We start from the raw sequence: 17,506 nt of genomic DNA on the forward strand, positions 1-17,506 counted from the left end.
CTTATGCCGCCGCTTTCAGGCGCTTCTTGGCGAGCATGGCACGGACGAACTTGTCCCATTTCGCCATGCCCGCGCGCTTTTCCACCATGTAGTGCCAGCGGTCATAGTGCTTGGAGCTGACGTCCTGCAACGCATGGTTCTGAAGGCGGTCGCGGATTTCCTTCGAGATCCCCGCCTTGCCGGTCAGCGTCTTGAAGGTTCGGCGCAGGTCGCGGTTCGTCACATAGGGGATCACGCCGCGGTCCCGCTGGCGCCACATGAACGAGTAAAGCGTGCCGTGGCTGACAGGCTTGGACGGGTCTGTGGCCGACGGGAAGAACCAGCCATATTCGTTGACGTTGATGGACGCGAGTAGCTCTGCGGCCAGCTCAGGCACCGGAACGGCATGGGGCTGATTGTTCTTGGTCTTCGACCAGTCGATGATCTTTTCCTTCGCGTCCCACTGGTCGATGTGAAGGCTCGCGATCTCCTGGACGCGCTGGCCGGTCAGCATGATGATCCTGACGGCGCGGGTATAGGGCGGGTGAACCGGCGTGTCGGGGCATTCCAGCCAACGATAGAGCTGCACGAACTCGTCTTCGTCGAGCCAGCGGGTGCCCTTGACCTTTGGTTCGGTCGGAATGCCTGTCGCCGGATTGAAGGGGATGCGAAAGCGGCGAGCCGACTGCTGCCGATAGTCGTTGTCCGACTTCATGCCCCAGCCAAAGGCCGCGTGCATATAGGAACGCACATGGTCGGCCATCGACTTGGCGCCGCGCTCATAGATCGGGCGGATCAGCTCGACGATTTCCTCGGCCTCGATCTCGCGGGCGAGGCGGTTGCGCCCAAGGGTGTTGGCGATCTTGTTGAGGCCCTTCTCCGTCTCCTTCCAGGAGGGCTTGCCGGCGGCTTTGAGCGAAGCGACGTAACCCTCGAAGAGATCGGCGACGGTGCCGGGGCGAGTGTCGGATGCGATCTTGATGCTCCGGCCCTTCTGGATGACGTCGGCATAGTCGCGCTTGAAAATCTCGCGGGCCTGCGCGAGCGACATCGAGGGGTAGGCGCCGATCTTCTTCTTGGTGCGTTTGCCGTCACGCCATTGCTGCGCCATCCAGTCGGCGGTGACGCGCTTCGGCATTGGCTTGAGGACGAGGACGAGTCGGCCGGTGCCGCGCCCCTCGCCATCGGCCAGATTTTCCTGCTTGCGGCTGATCTCGACGCGCTTCAGCGCATGTCGGATCGTGGTGTCGGTCAGGGCTGGCATGCGTTCCTCCTTGTCCGCAACTGGGATCGGTCGAGGAGAAACGGGGATCGTTTGCTGGGAGCGGAAAGCCGTTTTCTATCCCTTCAACCGCCCCCAATTTGCCAAAACCGTCCCCACTACGCAATGCCAAAAAACGCCAATTTTCCTAGTGTTTCAACGGTATTGAGCGTGATCATGCGGGATCGAAATCAGTGAGTGGGGTGGTTGTGCACCAGGATCAGCGCGGTCGCGCCGATGTCCATCGCCTTGTGGATGACTTTGCGCGGATGGATCGCGGCCTCGTCGATATCGCCGTCCGCCACCTTTTCGTCGAGGATCAGCATGTTCCTGGTGTTGAGGTAGAGCACGCGGACACGTTCGTGCGTCAGGTCGGCCATGTCTACCATCAGATAGTCGATCAGCGCCTGCCACGAGCCGATCACGGGTTTTTCGCGCACTTCCTGCCGCACTAGCCGGCGCATCGCGACCGCCACGACCTTCAGCGCGGCGGCAGTCGCGTCGCCCATGCCGGGATGGGCGCGCAGCGTCGCAGCATCGGCATTGAGGACGCCCGCCAGCGATCCGAATCGCGCGATCAGTGCGCGGGCCAGCGGCTTGGTGTCGCGGCGCGGGACTGCGCCCATCAGCAGAAATTCGATGACTTCGTGATCGGCGAGCGCATCGTCCCCGCCTTCGAGCAAGCGCTTGCGCAGCCGGGCGCGATGGCCGCTGCTGTCGTGCGCGGCATCTTGGCCCTTGTCCCCGCCAAGAGATTCATCGAAAAGTTGCCGCTCGTCCGACATGGCCTCCCGCAATGATCGCATTGGAACCGCATTGCCTTTCGGCCGGTTGACGCGCAAGTGATGGAGTGGATGGCGCAGGAGGAATATAAGGAATATCCCGATGCCGAGCGCGGGACAGAAACGCGCTATCGGTCGCGGGGCTGCCTGTTGCTCGTCTCGCTGACGCTGATCGTCAGTCTGGTGCTCCTCTATCTGTGGATCCAGCGCGAGCGAATCGCGGACGACTACATCGCCGAGCAACTCGAGACGATGGGGCTGCCGGCGACCTACGACGTCGTCGAGATCGGGCCGGACAAACAGGTTCTGCGCAATCTCGTGGTCGGCGATCCGGCGCGGCCCGACCTGACGGTCGAGCGCATCGAGCTCAAGACGCGGATCGGCTTCGGCCTTCCCGGGATCGGCCGCATCACGCTCACCGAGCCGCGGTTCTATGGCCGGATCCGCAATGGTACGCCGAGCTTCGGCAGTCTCGACAAAGTGCTGTTCACCGGCGGCGATGCGCCGTTCCGGATGCCGGATCTCGACGTGGCGATCGAAGACGGACGCGCGCTGATCGAGGCGGATCAAGGACCGATCGGCATCAAGCTGGCTGGCGAGGGCCGGTTGCGCGGCGGCTTTTCCGGGATTCTGGCGGCGGTCACACCCGGCCTTGCGCAGGGCGATTGTCGGACAGGCCGCACGACGCTGTATGCCAAGCTGAGCGTGTCGCGCGAAAAGCCGCGGCTGCAAGGACCCTTGCGCACTGCCGGTCTGGTGTGTCCGAAATCCGAATTGCGGCTCGGCCAAAGCGCACTCGCGCTCGATCTGGTGGCCGACCAGCACCTCGACGGGCTGGACGGCAAGCTCGGCGTCGAACTCGGGAAATTCGCCTATGCAGGCCAGGGGATGGAGGCGCTGCAGGGCACGGCGGCGTTTTCGTTCCGCAAGTCGGCGTTGAATGCACGCTACGATCTCGCCGCCCTTGGCGCCGGGAGCCCGCAGGCGCGCGCGGCGCGGATCTCCGCACAAGGGCGCCTGCGTACGCTCGGCGCGCTCGAACGCATCGAACTGGAGAGCGATCTTCAGGCAACCGGGGTCGCGGGGGGCGAAGCGCTCTTCGCAGCACTGGAAAGCGCGCAAGATGCGGGCGAGGGCACGCTGCTCGCTTCGGTCGCGGCCCAGATCCGCACGGCACTGGCGCGCGAGGCACGCGGAAGCCGGTTCGACGGCAACGTCGTCGTCCGGCGGACCGAGGACGGCACGACCCTCGTGATTCCGCGTGCGACCCTGCGCGGCGGCAGCGGCGCGACATTGCTGGCCGTTTCGCGATTCCAGGCGCTTGCTGGAACAGGAGGCGACTTACCCCAGCTCTCGGGTAATTTCTCGACCGGCGGTCGCGGACTGCCGTCGATTTCGGGGAGAATGGAGCGTGACGCCGGCGATCGACTGCTGCTGCGCGTGCGGATGCCCGAATATGTCGCCGGCGATGCGCGACTGGCCTTGCCCGAACTCACGGTGGTGCAGGCGGCGGATGGCGGCTTCACGCTCGACGGGCAAGCGCGGGTCAGTGGCGCGCTTCCCGGCGGTAGCGCAACGAACCTCGTGCTGCCGATCGATGGCCGCGTTGCCCGCGATGGATCGTTCGCGCTGTGGCGCCAATGCGTCCAGCTTCGCTTCGATCGCTTGTCGATGGCAAGCTTGCAACTCGATCGACAGCGAATGCCGCTGTGCCCCGCTCGCGGCCAGGCGATTGTCTCCAATGGCGGCGGCGGCTTGCGCATCGCTGCGGGCACGACGAACCTCGATGTTCGCGGCAGCCTCGGCGCGACGCCGATTCGCATCGCGAGCGGTCCGGTGGGCGTGGCCTGGCCCGGCAACTTGTCGGCGCGCTCGCTCGAAGTCACCCTCGGTCCTGCCGCCACGGCTTCCACTTTCCGGATCGCCAATCTTGCCGCCCAACTCGACAATACGGTGGCGGGGACGTTCGAGAAGTCGGACGTTACGCTCTACGCCGTCCCGCTCGACATCCGCGATGCGTCGGGGACCTGGCGCTATGCCGGAGGCGTCCTGACGCTCGGGTCGGGGCAGTTCCGGCTCGAGGATCGCCAACAAGTCGATCGCTTCGAACCGCTGCTGGCGCGCGACGCCACGCTGCGGCTTGCCGACAATCTCATCACTGCGGACGCCTTGCTGCGCGAACCCAAGAGCGACCGGCAGATCGTGCGCGCGGTCATCCGGCACAATCTCGCGACGGGGAGGGGGCAGGCCGATCTGGACGTACCGAGCATCGTGTTCGACGCGGCCTTGCAGCCCGATACGCTCACCACGCTCGCGCTCGGCGTGATCGCCAATGCGCAAGGCGCGGTGAGAGGCAGCGGCCGTATCGACTGGAGCCCGCAGGCCGTGACGTCGCGCGGCCAGTTCACGACCGACCGGCTCGATTTCGCTGCCGCATTCGGCCCGGTCACTGGTATGCAGGGGACCGTCGAGTTCTCCGATCTGCTGGGGCTGGTCACGCCGCCCGGACAGACGCTGCGCATCGCCGCGATCAATCCCGGCATCGAGGTCAACGACGGGATCCTCAAGTTCGGCTTGCGGCCCGGCTACGTCATTGCGGTGGAAGGCGCGGACTGGCCGTTCTTCGGCGGGAGCCTGCACCTCGAACCGGTCACCATGACCATGGGCAAGGAGGAACTGCGGCGCTACACGCTGGTCATCCGCGGTCTGGAAGCCGAGCGGTTCCTGGCCAGGATGGAACTGGCCAACCTTTCGGCGACAGGCACGTTCGATGGCGAGATGCCGCTGCTGTTCGATAAGAACGGGGGACGGATCGAAGGCGGTCTGCTCGAATCGCGACCGCCGGGGGGCAACGTCTCCTACGTCGGCGACCTGAGCTACGAAGACCTCTCGACGATGGCCAACTTCGCTTTCGATACCTTGCGCTCGCTCGATTATCGCCGGATGGTGATCGGCATGGACGGTGCGCTGGAGGGCGAACTGCTCACGAAGATGCGGATCCACGGCGTCAGCCAGGGCGAGGGCGCCAGGAAAAACTTCCTCACTCGCCGGATCGGGAAATTGCCGATCCAGTTCAACATCAATATGCGCGCGCCATTCTTCCAATTGGTGAGCTCGTTCAAGTCGCTCTACGATCCCGCCTACGTCCGCGATCCGCGCGGCCTTGGCCTGATCGACGAGAACGGCAAGCCGATCGATCGCCGTGTGCGACAGACCGGCGCCGATCCCCTCGCGGCCGATTCCTCATCCGCCGTTCAGCCTCCGGAAAGCGAGGATATGCCATGACCTGCTTACGATTGACCGACTTTCACCCTGCTGCGACAAGCAGCGCCATGTTGGCGGATGGGACGAAAGAAGGGCGGTCGGGCCAGTGCGCTCGGCGTGCACGGGCCATGATGATGGGGGTTGCGGCAACGATGATGACGGCCGGCTGCATTTCGGTAAATGCGCCCGACAAGCCGATCGTGATCGAGCTCAACATCAACATCAAGCAGGAAGTCATTTATCGTCTCGCCGAGGACGCCTCGAATACGATCGAAAGCAACCCGGACATCTTCTGATGAAAACCACGCTCCACACCACTCGCTTCTCTCGCATCGGTATCGCCGTCGGTGCCATCGCGCTGACGATGGCGACGCTGGCTGGCCCGGCCCTGGCGCGTGATCCGGCCTACGAGGCGGCGCGCTCCGCTGGTCAGGTCGGCGAGAAGATGGACGGCTACCTGGGGATCGTCGGTGGCGGCTCTGCGGATCTTCGCCGAATCGTCGACGACATCAACATCAAGCGCAAGGCGGTCTATGCGCAAAAGGCGCAGCAGCAGCATGCCACGGTCGAGGAATATGCCTTCACCTCGGGCTGCCTCCTGATCTCGCAGACCAGCCAGGGCGAAAAGTACCAGGCGCCTGATGGCAGCTGGAAAACCCGCGGCGCTGGTGCGCCCGAGCGGGACAGCCGTTGCCCCTAAGCGGAATTCTGACGTACTCGCGCTGAATGGGTGAAGATCGAGGCAGCTCAGGCACGCTGAAAACGCTTGTTCGCGATTTCCGCTGGGCCCACCTCGGCGTGGGCATCCTCGGCAATCTCACCTTCCTCGTCGGCAGCGTCCTGTTCCTGCCTTCGCTGTCCGAGTGGAAGACGTGGGGCGTAATCCTCTTCATCGTCGGCTCGGCTTTGATGTTTGTCGGCGCGCTCGGGGAGTTCATCCTCAAGGCATTTTATCCTACATCCGATGGCGATAGGTCCCGCTGACGGCAGACGAGGATAAAGGCGGCCACCCGTCTTGCGCACCGGTTGACTCGTGATACCCCCCAACCTAAGGGGTCGACGCCCTCGGCGGGCGGCCGTTGTCGGTGTCAGGTGTTCCCCTGGTGGAGAATGACATGAGCGACGAGCCAAACGCACGGGAACCTGTTGGTGAAGATCCTCGGATCGACACGCTCGAGGAGCGGCTCAGAGCCGCACGCGAGCGGGAAGATCTCAGGAACAAGCCGGTCGCAGGCACGGAAACGGACGAGAATTATCGTGCCGGAAACCGTGTCCTGGCCGACCTCATCGGCGGGATTGTCGGCGGCGCGTTCATTGGCTGGGTGATTGATCACTTTGCCGGGACAACGCCCTGGGGTCTGTTGGTGATGTTGTTCCTCGGGATCATCGTTGCCTTCAGGAACATCATCCGGATGTCGAACCGGCGCTCTGATTGATCCCCACGGGGGTGGGGACCACTAGGGGCGCTGTCGCGCATGTAAGGCAAGTCGAAGGGGCCAATACGTGGCAGCCGAAGCGGGCAAAGTCGATCCGATGCACCAGTTCACGATCCAGCCGTTGTTCGGCTCGGGGAACTGGGAAATCGCAGGGTACAACATCGCTTTCACCAATTCCGCGCTGTGGATGGTGATCTCGGCGGTGGTGCTGTTGCTGTTCGTGATGGGCGGCATGAAGCGCGAGCTCGTTCCCGGTCGCTGGCAGATGGCGGTCGAAAGCTTCACCGGCTTCATCGATTCCATGCTCGCCGCCAACATCGGCCCCGCGGGCAAGAAGTACGTGCCTTACGTCTTCTCGCTGTTCATGTTCATCCTGTTCGCCAATATCCTCGGGTTGATGCCGCTTGCGGTGATCCCCGGGCTTCATGCTTTCACTTTCACGAGCCACTTCAGCGCGACCGGGGTGCTCGCCATCCTGTCGTTCGCGATCGTGCTGATCGTCGGCTTCGCCAAGCACAAGCTGCACTTCTTCTCGCTGTTCGTGCCGCACGGAACCCCGCTCCTGATGATCCCCTTGATCTTCGTGATCGAGCTGGTGTCGTTCCTCGTGCGCCCCTTCAGCCTCGGCCTGCGACTGTTCGTTGCGATGATGGCGGGCCACGTTCTGCTCGAAGTGCTGTCGGGCTTCGTCATCAACGGCCTCAACGCAGGGTTGGGCATCGGACCCGTCGTCAGCGTGCTCAGCTTTATCCTGATGATCGCCATCGTCGCGCTCGAGTTCCTCGTCGCAGGCATCCAGGCCTACGTCTTCGCGCTGTTGACGTCGCTGTACATCAACGATGCCGAGAATCTTCACTAAGTCCCTAAGCAATACGTCAGAATTTCCAGGAAGGAGTTTTCAAATGGATCAGGAAGCAGCCAAGCTGATCGGTGCGGGCCTCGCGGCGATCGGTGCGGGCATGGCCGCCATCGGTGTGGGTAACGTCTTCGGTTCGTTCCTCGAGAGCGCGCTGCGCAATCCCGGCGCCGCGGATGGCCAGCAGGGCCGTCTGTTCATCGGCTTCGCCGCGGCCGAGCTTCTCGGCCTGCTCTCGTTCGTCGTCGCGATGATCCTCATCTTCGTCGCCTGAACGAAAACGACCTGAAATGACCGGCCGGATCCGCGTGGTGCGGACCGGTCGGAATCCAAGCGGGATCCGCCATGCCTCAGATAGCCCAGCTTTCGGCGACTTATGCCAGCCAGATCTTCTGGATCCTGTTGGTGTTCGGATTCGTCTTCTTCGTCATCGGCAAGGGCATGGTTCCCAAGGTGATGGCGACGGTCGAAGCGCGCGACAAGCAGATCGCGTCCGATCTCGCCGCTGCCGAACAAGCGCGTAACGCGGCCGACGCGGAAGAAGAGGCCTGGCGCAAGCGCGAAAACGAAAATCGCGCCAAGGCGCAGGCCATCATCTCGGCTGCCAAGGCGGACGCCGCCAAGACGACCGAGGACCGGCTCGCCGAAGTGAATGCGCGGCTCGATACGCGTGTTAACGAGGCCGATGTCCGCATCGCAGCATCGCGCGATGCTGCGATGTACGAGATCGAAGCGGTCGCGGCCGAAGCTGCGGGCGATATCGTCACGCGCATTGCCGGCATCACCGTGGACGACGCGACGGCGCGCGCCGCGGTCAAATCCGCCATGCGCCACTAAGGACTTTCGCCATGCAGCAAGAATCCGCAGCCGAGGCGGCCCACGGCGGGCAGAGCCCGATCAAGACCGAAACGCTTGCCGACGGCAAGGCCGAGATGCAGCACGGCCCCGAACTGAGCGCGCTGGGCTTTTCGCCGGCCGGTTGGGTGAGCCTCGCGATCGTCGTCATCTTCCTCATCGCTTTCTGGAAGAAGGTGCCGGGGATGCTGACGGGCGGTCTCGACAAGTCGATCGCGGAAATCCGCAAGCAGCTCGACGAAGCCAAGGCCCTGCGCGCCGAGGCAGAAGCGCTGCGTCAGGAATACACGAACAAGATCGCCAATGCCGAGAAGGACGCGGCGGCCATGCTCGAGCATGCCAAGCACGAAGCCGAGGCGATCGTCGCCAAGGCCGAGAGCGACACGACGGCCGTCATCGGTCGGCGCGAGAAAATGGCGGAAGACAAGATCGCGGCCAGCGAACGTGCGGCGATCGCCGAGCTGCGTGCGCAAGCTGCCGAGGCCGCGGCGACCGCGGCCAAAGGGCTCATCGCCAGCAAGCACACCGCCGCTGCCGACAGCGCGCTGGTCGATCGGGCAATCGGCTCCATTTGACAGGCGTCACTGCCCCTCGTTGAATGCACAAACCCCCGCCATCGCGCGGGGGTTTGTGTTTGTGGGCCCGATTGCGCCGCTGTCACACGGCGGTCTTCGCGAGCGTGACGTCCGTCAGAAGGCGTCCTTGGCGCTGCGTAGCGCTGCGAATGTTGCGACAGCGTCGCCGGGATGTCCGGCAGGGGCCCAGCGTGCCTGCATGGCCGGATCGTCGGCCCGCAAGAATGGGTTGGTCTTCAGTTCGCGATCGAGCCGCGCCGGGACGGTCGGCTTGTCGTCCGCGCGGCGTTGCTCGATTTCCGCGCCATACTCGGCCAGCGCGGCATTGTCGGGATCGGCATGGCGGGCAAAGCGCAGATTGCTCATCGTGTATTCGTGCGCGCAGTAGAGCATCGTCTCTGGCGGCAGGGCCTTGATGCGCAGCAGGCTGTCCCAGAACTGCGGCGCCGTGCCCTCGAACATCCGTCCGCAGCCGAGCGCGAACACCGAATCGCCCACGAAGGCCATGCCAACGTCAGGCAAGTGATAAGCGATGTGGCCGAGCGTGTGGCCGCCGACATCGAGCACCCGCGCCTCGTGTGCGCCGAGCGTCACCGTGTCGCCTTGGCCGACTTGCCGATCGATCCCCGCGATCTTTGCCGCTTCGCCCATCGGGGCGACGATCGTGCATCCGGTGGCCGCCTTGATCTCGGCATTGCCGCCGGCGTGATCGGGATGCCAGTGCGTGTTCCAGATCTGGGTAATCTCCCAGCCCTTCAGCTTCGCCTGTTTGAGATATTCATCGGCGTCAGGCGTATCGATGCAGGCCGTCTCCCCGCTATCCGGATCGTGCAGCAGGTACCCGTAGTTGTCGGACAGGCAGGGGAACTGATGGACTTCGAGCGGCATGGGCGTCTCTCCTTCGCCCTCCCATCTAGGCGCTGAACCGCAAAGCGAAAGGCCCGCCCGGATTGCTCCGGACGGGCCTTTTCTGTTCTGGCGATGCCAGGAAGCGAGCTTACGACTGCTTCTTGAGCGCTTCGCCGAGGATGTCGCCGAGCGAGGCACCCGAGTCGGACGAACCGTACTGCTCGACCGCCTGCTTCTCTTCGGCCAGCTGGTAGGCCTTGACCGAGAAGTTCGGCTTCTTCGAACGATCGAAACCGGTGACCATCGCATCGAGCTTCTGGCCGACCTGGAAGCGGTCGGGGCGCTGCTCGTCGCGGTCGCGGCCGAGGTCCGAACGCTTGATGAAGCCGGTGGCGCCATCGTCGCCCGCCTGCACCTCGAGGCCGCCATCACGGACTTCGAGGATGGTGACGGTGACGACTTCACCGCGACGCAGCGAACCGCCGCCCGCAGCGGCCGAAACGCCGCCCGCTGCCGGAGCACCACGCTCGAGTTGCTTCATGCCTAGGCTGATGCGCTCCTTCTCGACATCGACGTCGAGCACGATCGCCTTGACCATCTCGCCCTTGCGGTGAAGCGCCAGCGCGTCCTCGCCCGAGATGCCCCAGGCGATGTCCGACATGTGGACCATGCCGTCGACGTCGCCGTCGAGACCGATGAACAGGCCGAACTCGGTGGCGTTCTTGACTTCGCCTTCGACTTCGGTGCCGACTGGGTGCTTGTCCGCGAAGTCATCCCACGGGTTGCCCTGAGCCTGCTTGAGACCGAGCGAGATGCGACGCTTCTCGGAGTCGACCTCGAGCACCATGACTTCGACTTCCTGCGAGGTCGAAACGATCTTGCCCGGGTGGACGTTCTTCTTGGTCCAGGACATTTCGGAAACGTGGACGAGGCCTTCGATGCCCGGCTCCAGCTCCACGAAGGCGCCGTATTCGGTGATGTTCGTGACCGTACCCGAAAGCTTCGCGCCGACCGGGTACTTGACCGAGGCGCCATCCCAAGGATCGCTCTCGAGCTGCTTCATGCCCAGCGAGATGCGCTGCGTTTCCTGGTTGATGCGGATGATCTGGACGGTGACGGTGTCGCCGATGTTGATCACTTCGCTCGGGTGGTTGATGCGCTTGTAGCTCATGTCGGTGACATGGAGCAGGCCGTCGATGCCGCCGAGATCGACGAAGGCGCCGTAATCGGTGATGTTCTTGACGACACCCTCGATGACCTGGCCTTCGCTCAGCTTGTCGATCAGCTCCGAACGCTGCTCAGCGCGGGTTTCTTCGAGGACGGCGCGGCGCGACACGACGATGTTGCCGCGGCGACGGTCCATCTTGAGGATCTGGAAGGGCTGCGGCATGTCCATCAGCGGCGCAACGTCGCGCACCGGACGGATATCGACCTGCGAGCCGGGAAGGAACGCCACGGCGCCGTCGAGGTCGACAGTGAAGCCGCCCTTGACGCGGCCGAAGATCACGCCCTCGACGCGCTTGCCTTCGCCGAACTCGCTTTCCAGCTTGTCCCACGCGGCTTCGCGGCGGGCGCGGTCGCGCGACAGCATCGCTTCGCCGTCGGCGTTCTCGACGCGGTCGACATAGACTTCTACTTCGTCGCCGACCTTGAGGCCGTGCTCGTCTTCACCGCGCGCGAATTCGCGCAGCGGGACGCGGCCTTCGCTCTTGAGACCGACGTCGATTACGGCCTTGTCGTTTTCGATGGCAGTAATGGTGCCCTTGACGACGCGGCCTTCGAAGCCGTCATCGGCGACGCCGCCGAGCTGCTCGTCGAGCATCTTCGCGAAATCGTCACGTGTGGGATTTGCCGCAGTGGCCATAAATAGGGTGTCTCTTTCTTTGTCGATGTTTCCGGCCAAGCGGTTTTTCCGCCGGTCTCTTATCCGCCTCGCGCACCATGCGTCCGGTCGGGGCTAAGGGCCAGACCGCCACGGAGGCCGTTCGCCGCCCGCAGCATCCCTAAGGGCAAAAGCCTTCGGGACGGGCGCGCGCCTAGGCCATAGCCAAGCGAATCGCAAGTGAATTCGGTATTTCAGGCCTGTGGGCGACAGTCCTCGACGACCGCGATCGCGGCCGAAATTGCCTCCTGGGGCGACATCGTCGACGTATCGAGGACATGGGCATCGGCGACGGCGATGAGCGGGGCGGCATCGCGCCCGGCATCGCGGGCATCGCGCCGGGTAATGTCGGCGGCGATCTCTTCGAGCGTCACCGCGCGGCCGGCGGACTGCATCTCGCGGAAGCGGCGCTCGGCCCGCGCTTCGACCGAAGCGGTCACGAAGAGCTTCACTTGCGCCTCGGGCACGATCACCGAACCGATGTCGCGCCCGTCGAGCACGGCACCGCCGGGCTGGCCCGCGAAGGCGCGCTGGCGCTCGAGCAACGCCGCGCGCACCGCCGGGTGCACCGACACGCGGCTTGCGAGGCCGCCCGTCGCTTCGGAGCGCAGTTCGGGGTCCGCAAGCAGCGTTTCCGCAAAGTCCGTCGCGGCAAGCGCGTCATCGGCGTGGTCGGGATCGCCCCCGGCGAGCTGCACTTGTCGTCCGACCGCGCGATACAGCAGTCCGGTATCGAGGTGCGGCAGGCCATAGTGCGCGGCAAGCGCTTTGGCGATCGTGCCCTTGCCTGAGGCGGTGGGGCCATCGACGGCGATGATCATGGCGCGCCCCGTCCTTGCGCCAGGCCATCGAGCATGGGCTCGAACGTGGGAAAGCTGGTCGAGATGGGGCGCGTGTCGTCGATTTCGACGCCGGCGTGCGAGGCGATTCCGGCGACCGCCATTGCCATCGCGATGCGGTGATCCAAGTGCGTGGCGATGGCGTGGTCGGTGCCGCGCAGCGGTTCGCCGCCGGATCCTTCGACCACGAGGCCGTCCGCGCGTTCCTCGACGCGCGCTCCGGCAGCGCCGAGTGCCGTGGCCATGGCCGCGAGGCGGTCCGATTCCTTGACGCGCAGCTCGTCGAGCCCGCGCGTCACCGTGCGCCCCTCGGCCAGCGCGGCGGCGACGAACAGCACGGGAAACTCGTCGATCATGCTCGGCGCGAGCGCGGGGTCGACTTCGATGCCGCGCAGTGATGAATGGCGCACGACCAGATCCGCGACCGGCTCGCCGCCGACTTCGCGGGCGTTGGTTTCCTCGATGTCGCCGCCCATGTCGCGCAGCACGGAGACGAGCCCGGCGCGCGTGGGATTGAGCCCGACGTTCTCGATCACGATTTCGCTGCCCGGTACGATCAGCCCGGCGACCATGAAGAACGCAGCCGAAGAGGGGTCTCCGGGCACGGTGACGTTCTGCGGTTTGAGTTCGGCTTCGCCGCGCACGCTGATGACGCGCGTCCCGTCCGCCTCGATCTCGACATCGAGTTCGGCGCCAAAGCCGCGCAGCATGCGTTCGGAATGGTCGCGCGTCGGCACCGGCTCGACCACCGTGGTGATCCCCGGCGTGTTGAGGCCGGCCAGCAGCACCGCGCTCTTCACTTGCGCCGAAGCGACCGGGAGCGTGTAGCGGATCGGCACCGCGGGGAGGGCACCGCGCAGCATAAGCGGCAGGGTCTGGATGCCCTTGGCCCCAGGGCTCGCTTCGAAGCTTGCGCCCATCAGCGAAAGCGGCTCGATCACGCGACCCATCGGCCGCTTCGAAAGGCTTGCATCGCCGACGAAAGTAGCCGTGATCGGATGGCTGGCGATGAGGCCCATGAGGAGCCGCGTCGAAGTGCCCGAATTGCCCATTTCGAGCGCGACCTGTGACTGCAGGAGAGATCCGACACCCACGCCGTCGACCCGCCACTCGCCTTCGCCGGTCCGCTCGACTTGCGCGCCCATCGCCCGCATCGCGGCGGCTGTCGCCAGCACGTCCTCGCCTTCGAGCAGGCCCTGGATCCGGCTTTCGCCGACCGCGAGCGCCGACAGCATGATCGCGCGGTGGCTGATCGACTTGTCGCCGGGCACGCGGATTCGGCCGCGCAGCGGGCCGCTCAGAGTGAAGCGGCGCGGTTGCATGAGGCGAGAGTCATGGGCGGTCACAGGGGCATCAATCCGGGTTCGGGCTATACAAAATCCTCCGTCCAGCACCTGGGCGGAAAGCGCGCGGCTTTTGACAGCGCCGGGCTCCTATGGCAAGGCGCGCGCCCGATGACCGGCCCGAGGCTTGATATCCAGGTTTCGCGTGCCCATCACATGCAATCTAATTCATGACGCGCCGCTCGTTCTGGGCGGGGACACAGAGGAATTTTCATGGTCAAGCCTGAATGGGGCGCCAAGCACGGCTGCCCGAAGTGCGGCACCCGTTTCTACGACCTCGGCAAGGACGACCCGGTCACCTGCATCGAGTGCGGCCACAAGTGGAACCCGGAGCCGGTGCTCAAGTCCAAGCAGCCGATCCCCTTCGAGGAAATCGAGAAGAAGAAGCCGGAGGCCGAGCAGGACGACGATCTGGCCGATGACGATCTCGACATCGATGAGGACGGCGATTCGCCCGACAACGACGTCGATCTCGGCGGCGACGACGATCTCGGCGTGCGCGGCAGCGACGACGAAAAGGATCACGAGACCTGATTGTCGATCGGTCGGGCGGCAGGGTGCATTATCAGCGCCTTGCCGCCCGGACCGAACATTTCCCTCTTGCCAACCGGCAGGCACGCCAGTACTAGCGCGGCCTCCCGGGCTCAGGCTCGGGGCGCGGCGCCTCCCAGGGCGCGGCGAGCGAATGGGACGGGGCCGTAGCTCAGCTGGGAGAGCGCTACAATGGCATTGTAGAGGTCAGGGGTTCGATCCCCCTCGGCTCCACCAATCGCGATGAGGACCAGTGAGATTTGGTCCGTGCCGATGCCTTCGGCTCGCATCAAATCTCACCAGTGGCGAGAGGCCGATACGGTTGCTCGCGGTGAAACGATGGCACGCTGGCTGACGAGGTTTCGTCCGCCGGCGTTTTTGGCGTTATCCTGGCTGTCGGGTGCGCGCCGCAGTGGAGTGGACGGATGTTCGATACCCTTTCCGATCGTCTCGGCGGCGTATTCGACAAGCTGCGCGGGCGCGGCGCGCTCAAGGAGCAGGACGTTCGCGACGCCATGCGCGAAGTGCGCATCGCGCTGCTCGAGGCGGATGTCGCGTTGCCGGTGGTGCGGCGCTTCGTCGATCAGGTGACGGAGCGCGCGGTCGGGCAGGACGTGCTGCGCTCGGTCACGCCGGGGCAGCAAGTCGTCAAGATCGTCAACGACGAGCTGATCGAAATGCTCGGCGGCACCGAGGCGGACCATGCCGAAACGGCGGGTCTCGATCTCAACGCCGCGCCGCCCGTGGTCATCATGATGGTCGGCCTGCAAGGTTCGGGCAAGACCACCAGCACGGCCAAGATCGCCCGCCTGCTGAAGGAAAAGCAGGGCAAGAAGGCGATGATGGCCTCACTCGACGTCAATCGTCCGGCGGCGCAGGAGCAGCTGAAGGTCCTGGGCGAACAAGTCGGCGTCGCGACGCTGCCGATCGTGCCCGGACAGCAGCCGACCGAAATCGCCACGCGCGCATTGCAGGCCGCGAAGCTGCAGGCGGTCGACGTGCTGCTGCTCGACACCGCGGGCCGGCTCCATGTCGATCAGCAGTTGATGGACGAGATGAAGGCGGTCTCCGCCATCTCCGCCCCGCGCGAAACGCTGCTGGTGGTCGATTCGCTGACGGGTCAGGACGCGGTCAACGTCGCGCAGTCGTTCACCAACGAGGTGCCGCTGACCGGCGTCGTGCTCACCCGAATGGACGGCGATGCGCGCGGCGGCGCGGCGCTCTCGATGCGCGCCGTCACCGGCAAGCCGATCAAGTTTGCGGGTACCGGCGAAAAGTCGGACGCGATCGAAGTGTTTCACCCGAGCCGTGTCGCCAATCGCATTCTCGGCATGGGCGACATCGTCTCGATCGTCGAGCGTGCGGCCGAGACGGTCAAGGTCGAGGAAGCCGAGGCGCTCGCCAAGCGCATGGAGCAGGGTAAGTTCGACATGAACGACCTGCGCACGCAGCTTCGCCAGATGCAGAACATGGGCGGTCTTGGCGCGCTTGCGGGCATGATGCCGGGCATGAAGAAGGCCAAGGCGGCGATGGCCGCTTCGAACATGGACGACAAGGTGCTGCTGCACATGGACGCGATCATCGGTTCGATGACGCCCAAGGAACGCGGCAATCCGGCGCTGCTCAACGCCAAACGCAAGATCCGCGTCGCCAAGGGATCGGGCACGCAAGTGCAGGACGTCAACAAGCTGCTCAAGATGCACCAGGAAATGTCCAAGGCGATGAAGCAGATCAAGAAGATGGGCGGCCTCAAGGGCCTGGCCGCGATGTTCGGTGGCGGGGGCGGTTTCGGCGGCGCCGGCGGTGCTGGCGGCCTCGGAGGGGCCGGCGGACTTCCGGGCCTCGGCGGTCCCGGGGGCGGCATGGGCGGCGCTCCCGATCTTTCGAAGTTTCTCAAGAAATAAACTCAAGACATTCAGTTCAATCGGAAAGGTAAGTTCAAATGGCAGTTGCAATCCGTCTGTCGCGCGGTGGCGCGAAGAAGCGTCCCTATTATCGCGTCGTCGTGGCCGACAGCCGCAGCCCGCGTGACGGCAACTATCTCGAGCAGGTCGGCACCTACAATCCGCTGCTCGCCAAGGACGATGAGAACCGCGTCAAGCTGACCGAGGATCGCGTGCGCTATTGGCTCGGCGTCGGCGCGCAGCCGACCGACCGCGTCGCCCGCATGCTCGATGCCGCCGGCATCAAGGAGCGCGCCGCGACCAACAACCCGAAGAAGGCCGAGCCCGGCCAGAAGGCCAAGGACCGCGCCGAAGAGCGCGCCGAGAAGGCTCGCGAAGCCGAGGAAGCCGCCAAGGCTGCCGAGGAAGAAGCCAACAAGCCCGCCGAGGACGAGGCCGCAGCCGAAGCTCCTGCTGAGGAAGCCGCAGCCGAAGCTCCCGCCGAGGAAGCCGCTGCCGAGGACGCCAGCGAAGAGAAGACCGAGGGCTGATCCGGCGCTCCCCTCCCGCTTGCGGGAGGGGCCGGGGGTGGGCGCGTCGCAGGCCGACGCGTCTGCCCACATCCGCGTCGTAATGCTCAATTGGAGGCATGCCTTTGTCCGATGATCGCACGAAGAGAGCCGTCACGCTCGCGGTCGTGACCGGCGCGCATGGCGTAACGGGCGAGGTGCGGTTGAAGCTGTTCGGAGAAGGCGTGGCAGCGCTCAAGCGCTACAAGGCCTTCAATGGCGGCAGCCTGACACCGAAGTCCATCCGCGACGACAACAAGGGCGGCGCGATCGCACGCTTTGCCGAAGTGAGCGACCGCAACGCGGCCGAAGCGCTGCGCGGCACCGAACTGACCGTATCGCGCGCCGAGATGCCGCCGCTTGCCATGGGTGAATACTATCACGCCGATCTCATCGGTCTCTCGGTCGTGACCGATGCCGGTGAAACCATCGGCGCAGTCGTTTCGGTCGAGAACTTCGGCGCAGGTGATGTGCTGGAGATCGAGCGGCCCACCACAGATGAAGGCAAGCCGACCCGCTTCATGGTGCCGATGACGCCGGAAGCCGTGCACGGCTGGGATGACGATACGGTGACCGTGGCTTCGGTCTTCGCCGAGTAAGGT

Annotated in this window: 19 protein-coding genes and 1 tRNA gene; 14 read left to right on the plus strand and 6 right to left on the minus strand. The window is 64.9% G+C overall.

Translation table 11 applies throughout. The annotated features are described in order from the left end of the window. Nucleotide 1 precedes the first annotated feature (1 nt). Nucleotides 2-1,243, minus strand: a complete 1,242-nt coding sequence (locus tag GQO94_RS13895; RefSeq protein ID WP_063987280.1) for a tyrosine-type recombinase/integrase — start codon at nucleotides 1,241-1,243, stop codon at nucleotides 2-4. A 188-nt stretch (nucleotides 1,244-1,431) separates the two neighbouring features. Further along, complete coding sequence (locus GQO94_RS13900) at nucleotides 1,432-2,046, minus strand: RadC family protein (RefSeq protein WP_332310845.1); 615 nt, start codon at nucleotides 2,044-2,046, stop codon at nucleotides 1,432-1,434. Nucleotides 2,047-2,094: 48 nt separating this feature from the next. Here GQO94_RS13900 and GQO94_RS13905 point away from each other — a divergent pair, with 48 nt between their 5' ends. The 9 genes from GQO94_RS13905 (at nucleotide 2,095) to GQO94_RS13945 (ending at nucleotide 9,008) form a co-directional block, all read left to right on the plus strand. Further along, entirely contained in the window at nucleotides 2,095-5,307 is a 3,213-nt protein-coding gene (locus GQO94_RS13905) for an intermembrane phospholipid transport protein YdbH family protein (RefSeq protein WP_198045968.1), read from the plus strand. Between the two features lie 107 nt (nucleotides 5,308-5,414). Continuing rightward, complete coding sequence (locus tag GQO94_RS13910) at nucleotides 5,415-5,582, plus strand: YnbE family lipoprotein (RefSeq protein WP_156842039.1); 168 nt, start codon at nucleotides 5,415-5,417, stop codon at nucleotides 5,580-5,582. Continuing rightward, on the plus strand, nucleotides 5,582-5,986 hold the full coding sequence (locus GQO94_RS13915; protein ID WP_198045969.1) for a YdbL family protein: 405 nt from the start codon (nucleotides 5,582-5,584) through the stop codon (nucleotides 5,984-5,986). The genes GQO94_RS13910 and GQO94_RS13915 overlap by 1 nt, the downstream gene beginning before the upstream one ends. Nucleotides 5,987-6,012: 26 nt before the next feature. Continuing rightward, the gene (locus tag GQO94_RS13920) at nucleotides 6,013-6,270 is read left to right on the plus strand and encodes a YrhK family protein (protein ID WP_156842040.1); all 258 of its coding nucleotides are present in this window, start codon (nucleotides 6,013-6,015) and stop codon (nucleotides 6,268-6,270) included. A 131-nt stretch (nucleotides 6,271-6,401) separates the two neighbouring features. Then, nucleotides 6,402-6,722 (plus strand): AtpZ/AtpI family protein, encoded by a 321-nt coding sequence (locus tag GQO94_RS13925; protein WP_156842041.1) that lies wholly within the window; start codon nucleotides 6,402-6,404, stop codon nucleotides 6,720-6,722. A gap of 67 nt (nucleotides 6,723-6,789) precedes the next feature. After that, complete coding sequence (locus GQO94_RS13930; protein ID WP_156842042.1) at nucleotides 6,790-7,581, plus strand: F0F1 ATP synthase subunit A; 792 nt, start codon at nucleotides 6,790-6,792, stop codon at nucleotides 7,579-7,581. A 43-nt stretch (nucleotides 7,582-7,624) separates the two neighbouring features. Further along, on the plus strand, nucleotides 7,625-7,852 hold the full coding sequence (locus GQO94_RS13935; protein WP_021689211.1) for a F0F1 ATP synthase subunit C: 228 nt from the start codon (nucleotides 7,625-7,627) through the stop codon (nucleotides 7,850-7,852). 71 nt (nucleotides 7,853-7,923) lie between these two features. Then, a complete protein-coding gene (locus tag GQO94_RS13940; protein WP_156842043.1) occupies nucleotides 7,924-8,415 on the plus strand; it encodes a F0F1 ATP synthase subunit B family protein in 492 nt (163 codons plus the stop codon). Between the two features lie 11 nt (nucleotides 8,416-8,426). After that, a complete protein-coding gene (locus GQO94_RS13945) occupies nucleotides 8,427-9,008 on the plus strand; it encodes a F0F1 ATP synthase subunit B family protein (protein WP_156842044.1) in 582 nt (193 codons plus the stop codon). Between the two features lie 114 nt (nucleotides 9,009-9,122). On the opposite strand, the gene gloB is transcribed toward GQO94_RS13945, so the two are convergent. The 4 genes from gloB to aroA all read right to left on the minus strand — a co-directional run bounded on the left by gloB (nucleotide 9,123) and on the right by aroA (nucleotide 13,900). Further along, the gene (gloB, locus tag GQO94_RS13950; RefSeq protein ID WP_156842045.1) at nucleotides 9,123-9,896 is read right to left on the minus strand and encodes a hydroxyacylglutathione hydrolase; all 774 of its coding nucleotides are present in this window, start codon (nucleotides 9,894-9,896) and stop codon (nucleotides 9,123-9,125) included. 109 nt (nucleotides 9,897-10,005) lie between these two features. Then, nucleotides 10,006-11,721, minus strand: a complete 1,716-nt coding sequence (rpsA, locus tag GQO94_RS13955; protein WP_156842046.1) for a 30S ribosomal protein S1 — start codon at nucleotides 11,719-11,721, stop codon at nucleotides 10,006-10,008. Nucleotides 11,722-11,933: 212 nt separating this feature from the next. Further along, entirely contained in the window at nucleotides 11,934-12,560 is a 627-nt protein-coding gene (gene cmk, locus GQO94_RS13960) for a (d)CMP kinase (protein ID WP_156842047.1), read from the minus strand. Beyond that, nucleotides 12,557-13,900, minus strand: coding sequence for a 3-phosphoshikimate 1-carboxyvinyltransferase (gene aroA / locus GQO94_RS13965; RefSeq protein WP_156842108.1), 1,344 nt, complete (start codon nucleotides 13,898-13,900; stop codon nucleotides 12,557-12,559). Before aroA ends, cmk begins: the two co-directional genes overlap by 4 nt. A 234-nt stretch (nucleotides 13,901-14,134) precedes the next feature. On the opposite strand from aroA, the gene GQO94_RS13970 reads away from it, so the two are divergent. From GQO94_RS13970 to rimM, 5 genes are all read left to right on the plus strand, one after another. Beyond that, nucleotides 14,135-14,455, plus strand: coding sequence for an FYDLN acid domain-containing protein (locus GQO94_RS13970; protein ID WP_156842048.1), 321 nt, complete (start codon nucleotides 14,135-14,137; stop codon nucleotides 14,453-14,455). 158 nt (nucleotides 14,456-14,613) lie between these two features. Further along, a tRNA-Ala gene (locus GQO94_RS13975) sits at nucleotides 14,614-14,689 on the plus strand. Between the two features lie 188 nt (nucleotides 14,690-14,877). Continuing rightward, the gene (ffh, locus tag GQO94_RS13980) at nucleotides 14,878-16,356 is read left to right on the plus strand and encodes a signal recognition particle protein (protein WP_156842049.1); all 1,479 of its coding nucleotides are present in this window, start codon (nucleotides 14,878-14,880) and stop codon (nucleotides 16,354-16,356) included. A gap of 38 nt (nucleotides 16,357-16,394) precedes the next feature. Continuing rightward, nucleotides 16,395-16,886, plus strand: coding sequence for a 30S ribosomal protein S16 (gene rpsP, locus GQO94_RS13985; RefSeq protein WP_156842050.1), 492 nt, complete (start codon nucleotides 16,395-16,397; stop codon nucleotides 16,884-16,886). A 104-nt stretch (nucleotides 16,887-16,990) separates the two neighbouring features. Beyond that, nucleotides 16,991-17,503, plus strand: coding sequence for a ribosome maturation factor RimM (gene rimM, locus GQO94_RS13990; RefSeq protein WP_232332936.1), 513 nt, complete (start codon nucleotides 16,991-16,993; stop codon nucleotides 17,501-17,503). Nucleotides 17,504-17,506 lie beyond the last annotated feature (3 nt).

The organism is Novosphingobium aquimarinum (assembly GCF_009746585.1).
GTDB lineage: Bacteria > Pseudomonadota > Alphaproteobacteria > Sphingomonadales > Sphingomonadaceae > Novosphingobium > Novosphingobium aquimarinum.

Bases quoted from the DNA above. Each gene is read 5' to 3' on its own strand.
- cmk (WP_156842047.1), bottom strand. From the start codon at position 12,560: ATGATCATCGCCGTCGATGGCCCCACCGCCTCAGGCAAGGGCACGATC.
- rpsP (WP_156842050.1), top strand. From the start codon at position 16,395: ATGGCAGTTGCAATCCGTCTGTCGCGCGGTGGCGCGAAGAAGCGTCCC.
- aroA (WP_156842108.1), bottom strand. From the start codon at position 13,900: ATGCAACCGCGCCGCTTCACTCTGAGCGGCCCGCTGCGCGGCCGAATC.
- GQO94_RS13905 (WP_198045968.1), top strand. From the start codon at position 2,095: ATGGCGCAGGAGGAATATAAGGAATATCCCGATGCCGAGCGCGGGACA.
- ffh (WP_156842049.1), top strand. From the start codon at position 14,878: ATGTTCGATACCCTTTCCGATCGTCTCGGCGGCGTATTCGACAAGCTG.
- GQO94_RS13925 (WP_156842041.1), top strand. From the start codon at position 6,402: ATGAGCGACGAGCCAAACGCACGGGAACCTGTTGGTGAAGATCCTCGG.
- GQO94_RS13915 (WP_198045969.1), top strand. From the start codon at position 5,582: ATGAAAACCACGCTCCACACCACTCGCTTCTCTCGCATCGGTATCGCC.
- rpsA (WP_156842046.1), bottom strand. From the start codon at position 11,721: ATGGCCACTGCGGCAAATCCCACACGTGACGATTTCGCGAAGATGCTC.
- GQO94_RS13920 (WP_156842040.1), top strand. From the start codon at position 6,013: ATGGGTGAAGATCGAGGCAGCTCAGGCACGCTGAAAACGCTTGTTCGC.
- GQO94_RS13910 (WP_156842039.1), top strand. From the start codon at position 5,415: ATGATGATGGGGGTTGCGGCAACGATGATGACGGCCGGCTGCATTTCG.
- GQO94_RS13895 (WP_063987280.1), bottom strand. From the start codon at position 1,243: ATGCCAGCCCTGACCGACACCACGATCCGACATGCGCTGAAGCGCGTC.
- gloB (WP_156842045.1), bottom strand. From the start codon at position 9,896: ATGCCGCTCGAAGTCCATCAGTTCCCCTGCCTGTCCGACAACTACGGG.
- GQO94_RS13940 (WP_156842043.1), top strand. From the start codon at position 7,924: ATGCCTCAGATAGCCCAGCTTTCGGCGACTTATGCCAGCCAGATCTTC.
- GQO94_RS13900 (WP_332310845.1), bottom strand. From the start codon at position 2,046: ATGCGATCATTGCGGGAGGCCATGTCGGACGAGCGGCAACTTTTCGAT.
- GQO94_RS13935 (WP_021689211.1), top strand. From the start codon at position 7,625: ATGGATCAGGAAGCAGCCAAGCTGATCGGTGCGGGCCTCGCGGCGATC.
- GQO94_RS13970 (WP_156842048.1), top strand. From the start codon at position 14,135: ATGGTCAAGCCTGAATGGGGCGCCAAGCACGGCTGCCCGAAGTGCGGC.
- GQO94_RS13945 (WP_156842044.1), top strand. From the start codon at position 8,427: ATGCAGCAAGAATCCGCAGCCGAGGCGGCCCACGGCGGGCAGAGCCCG.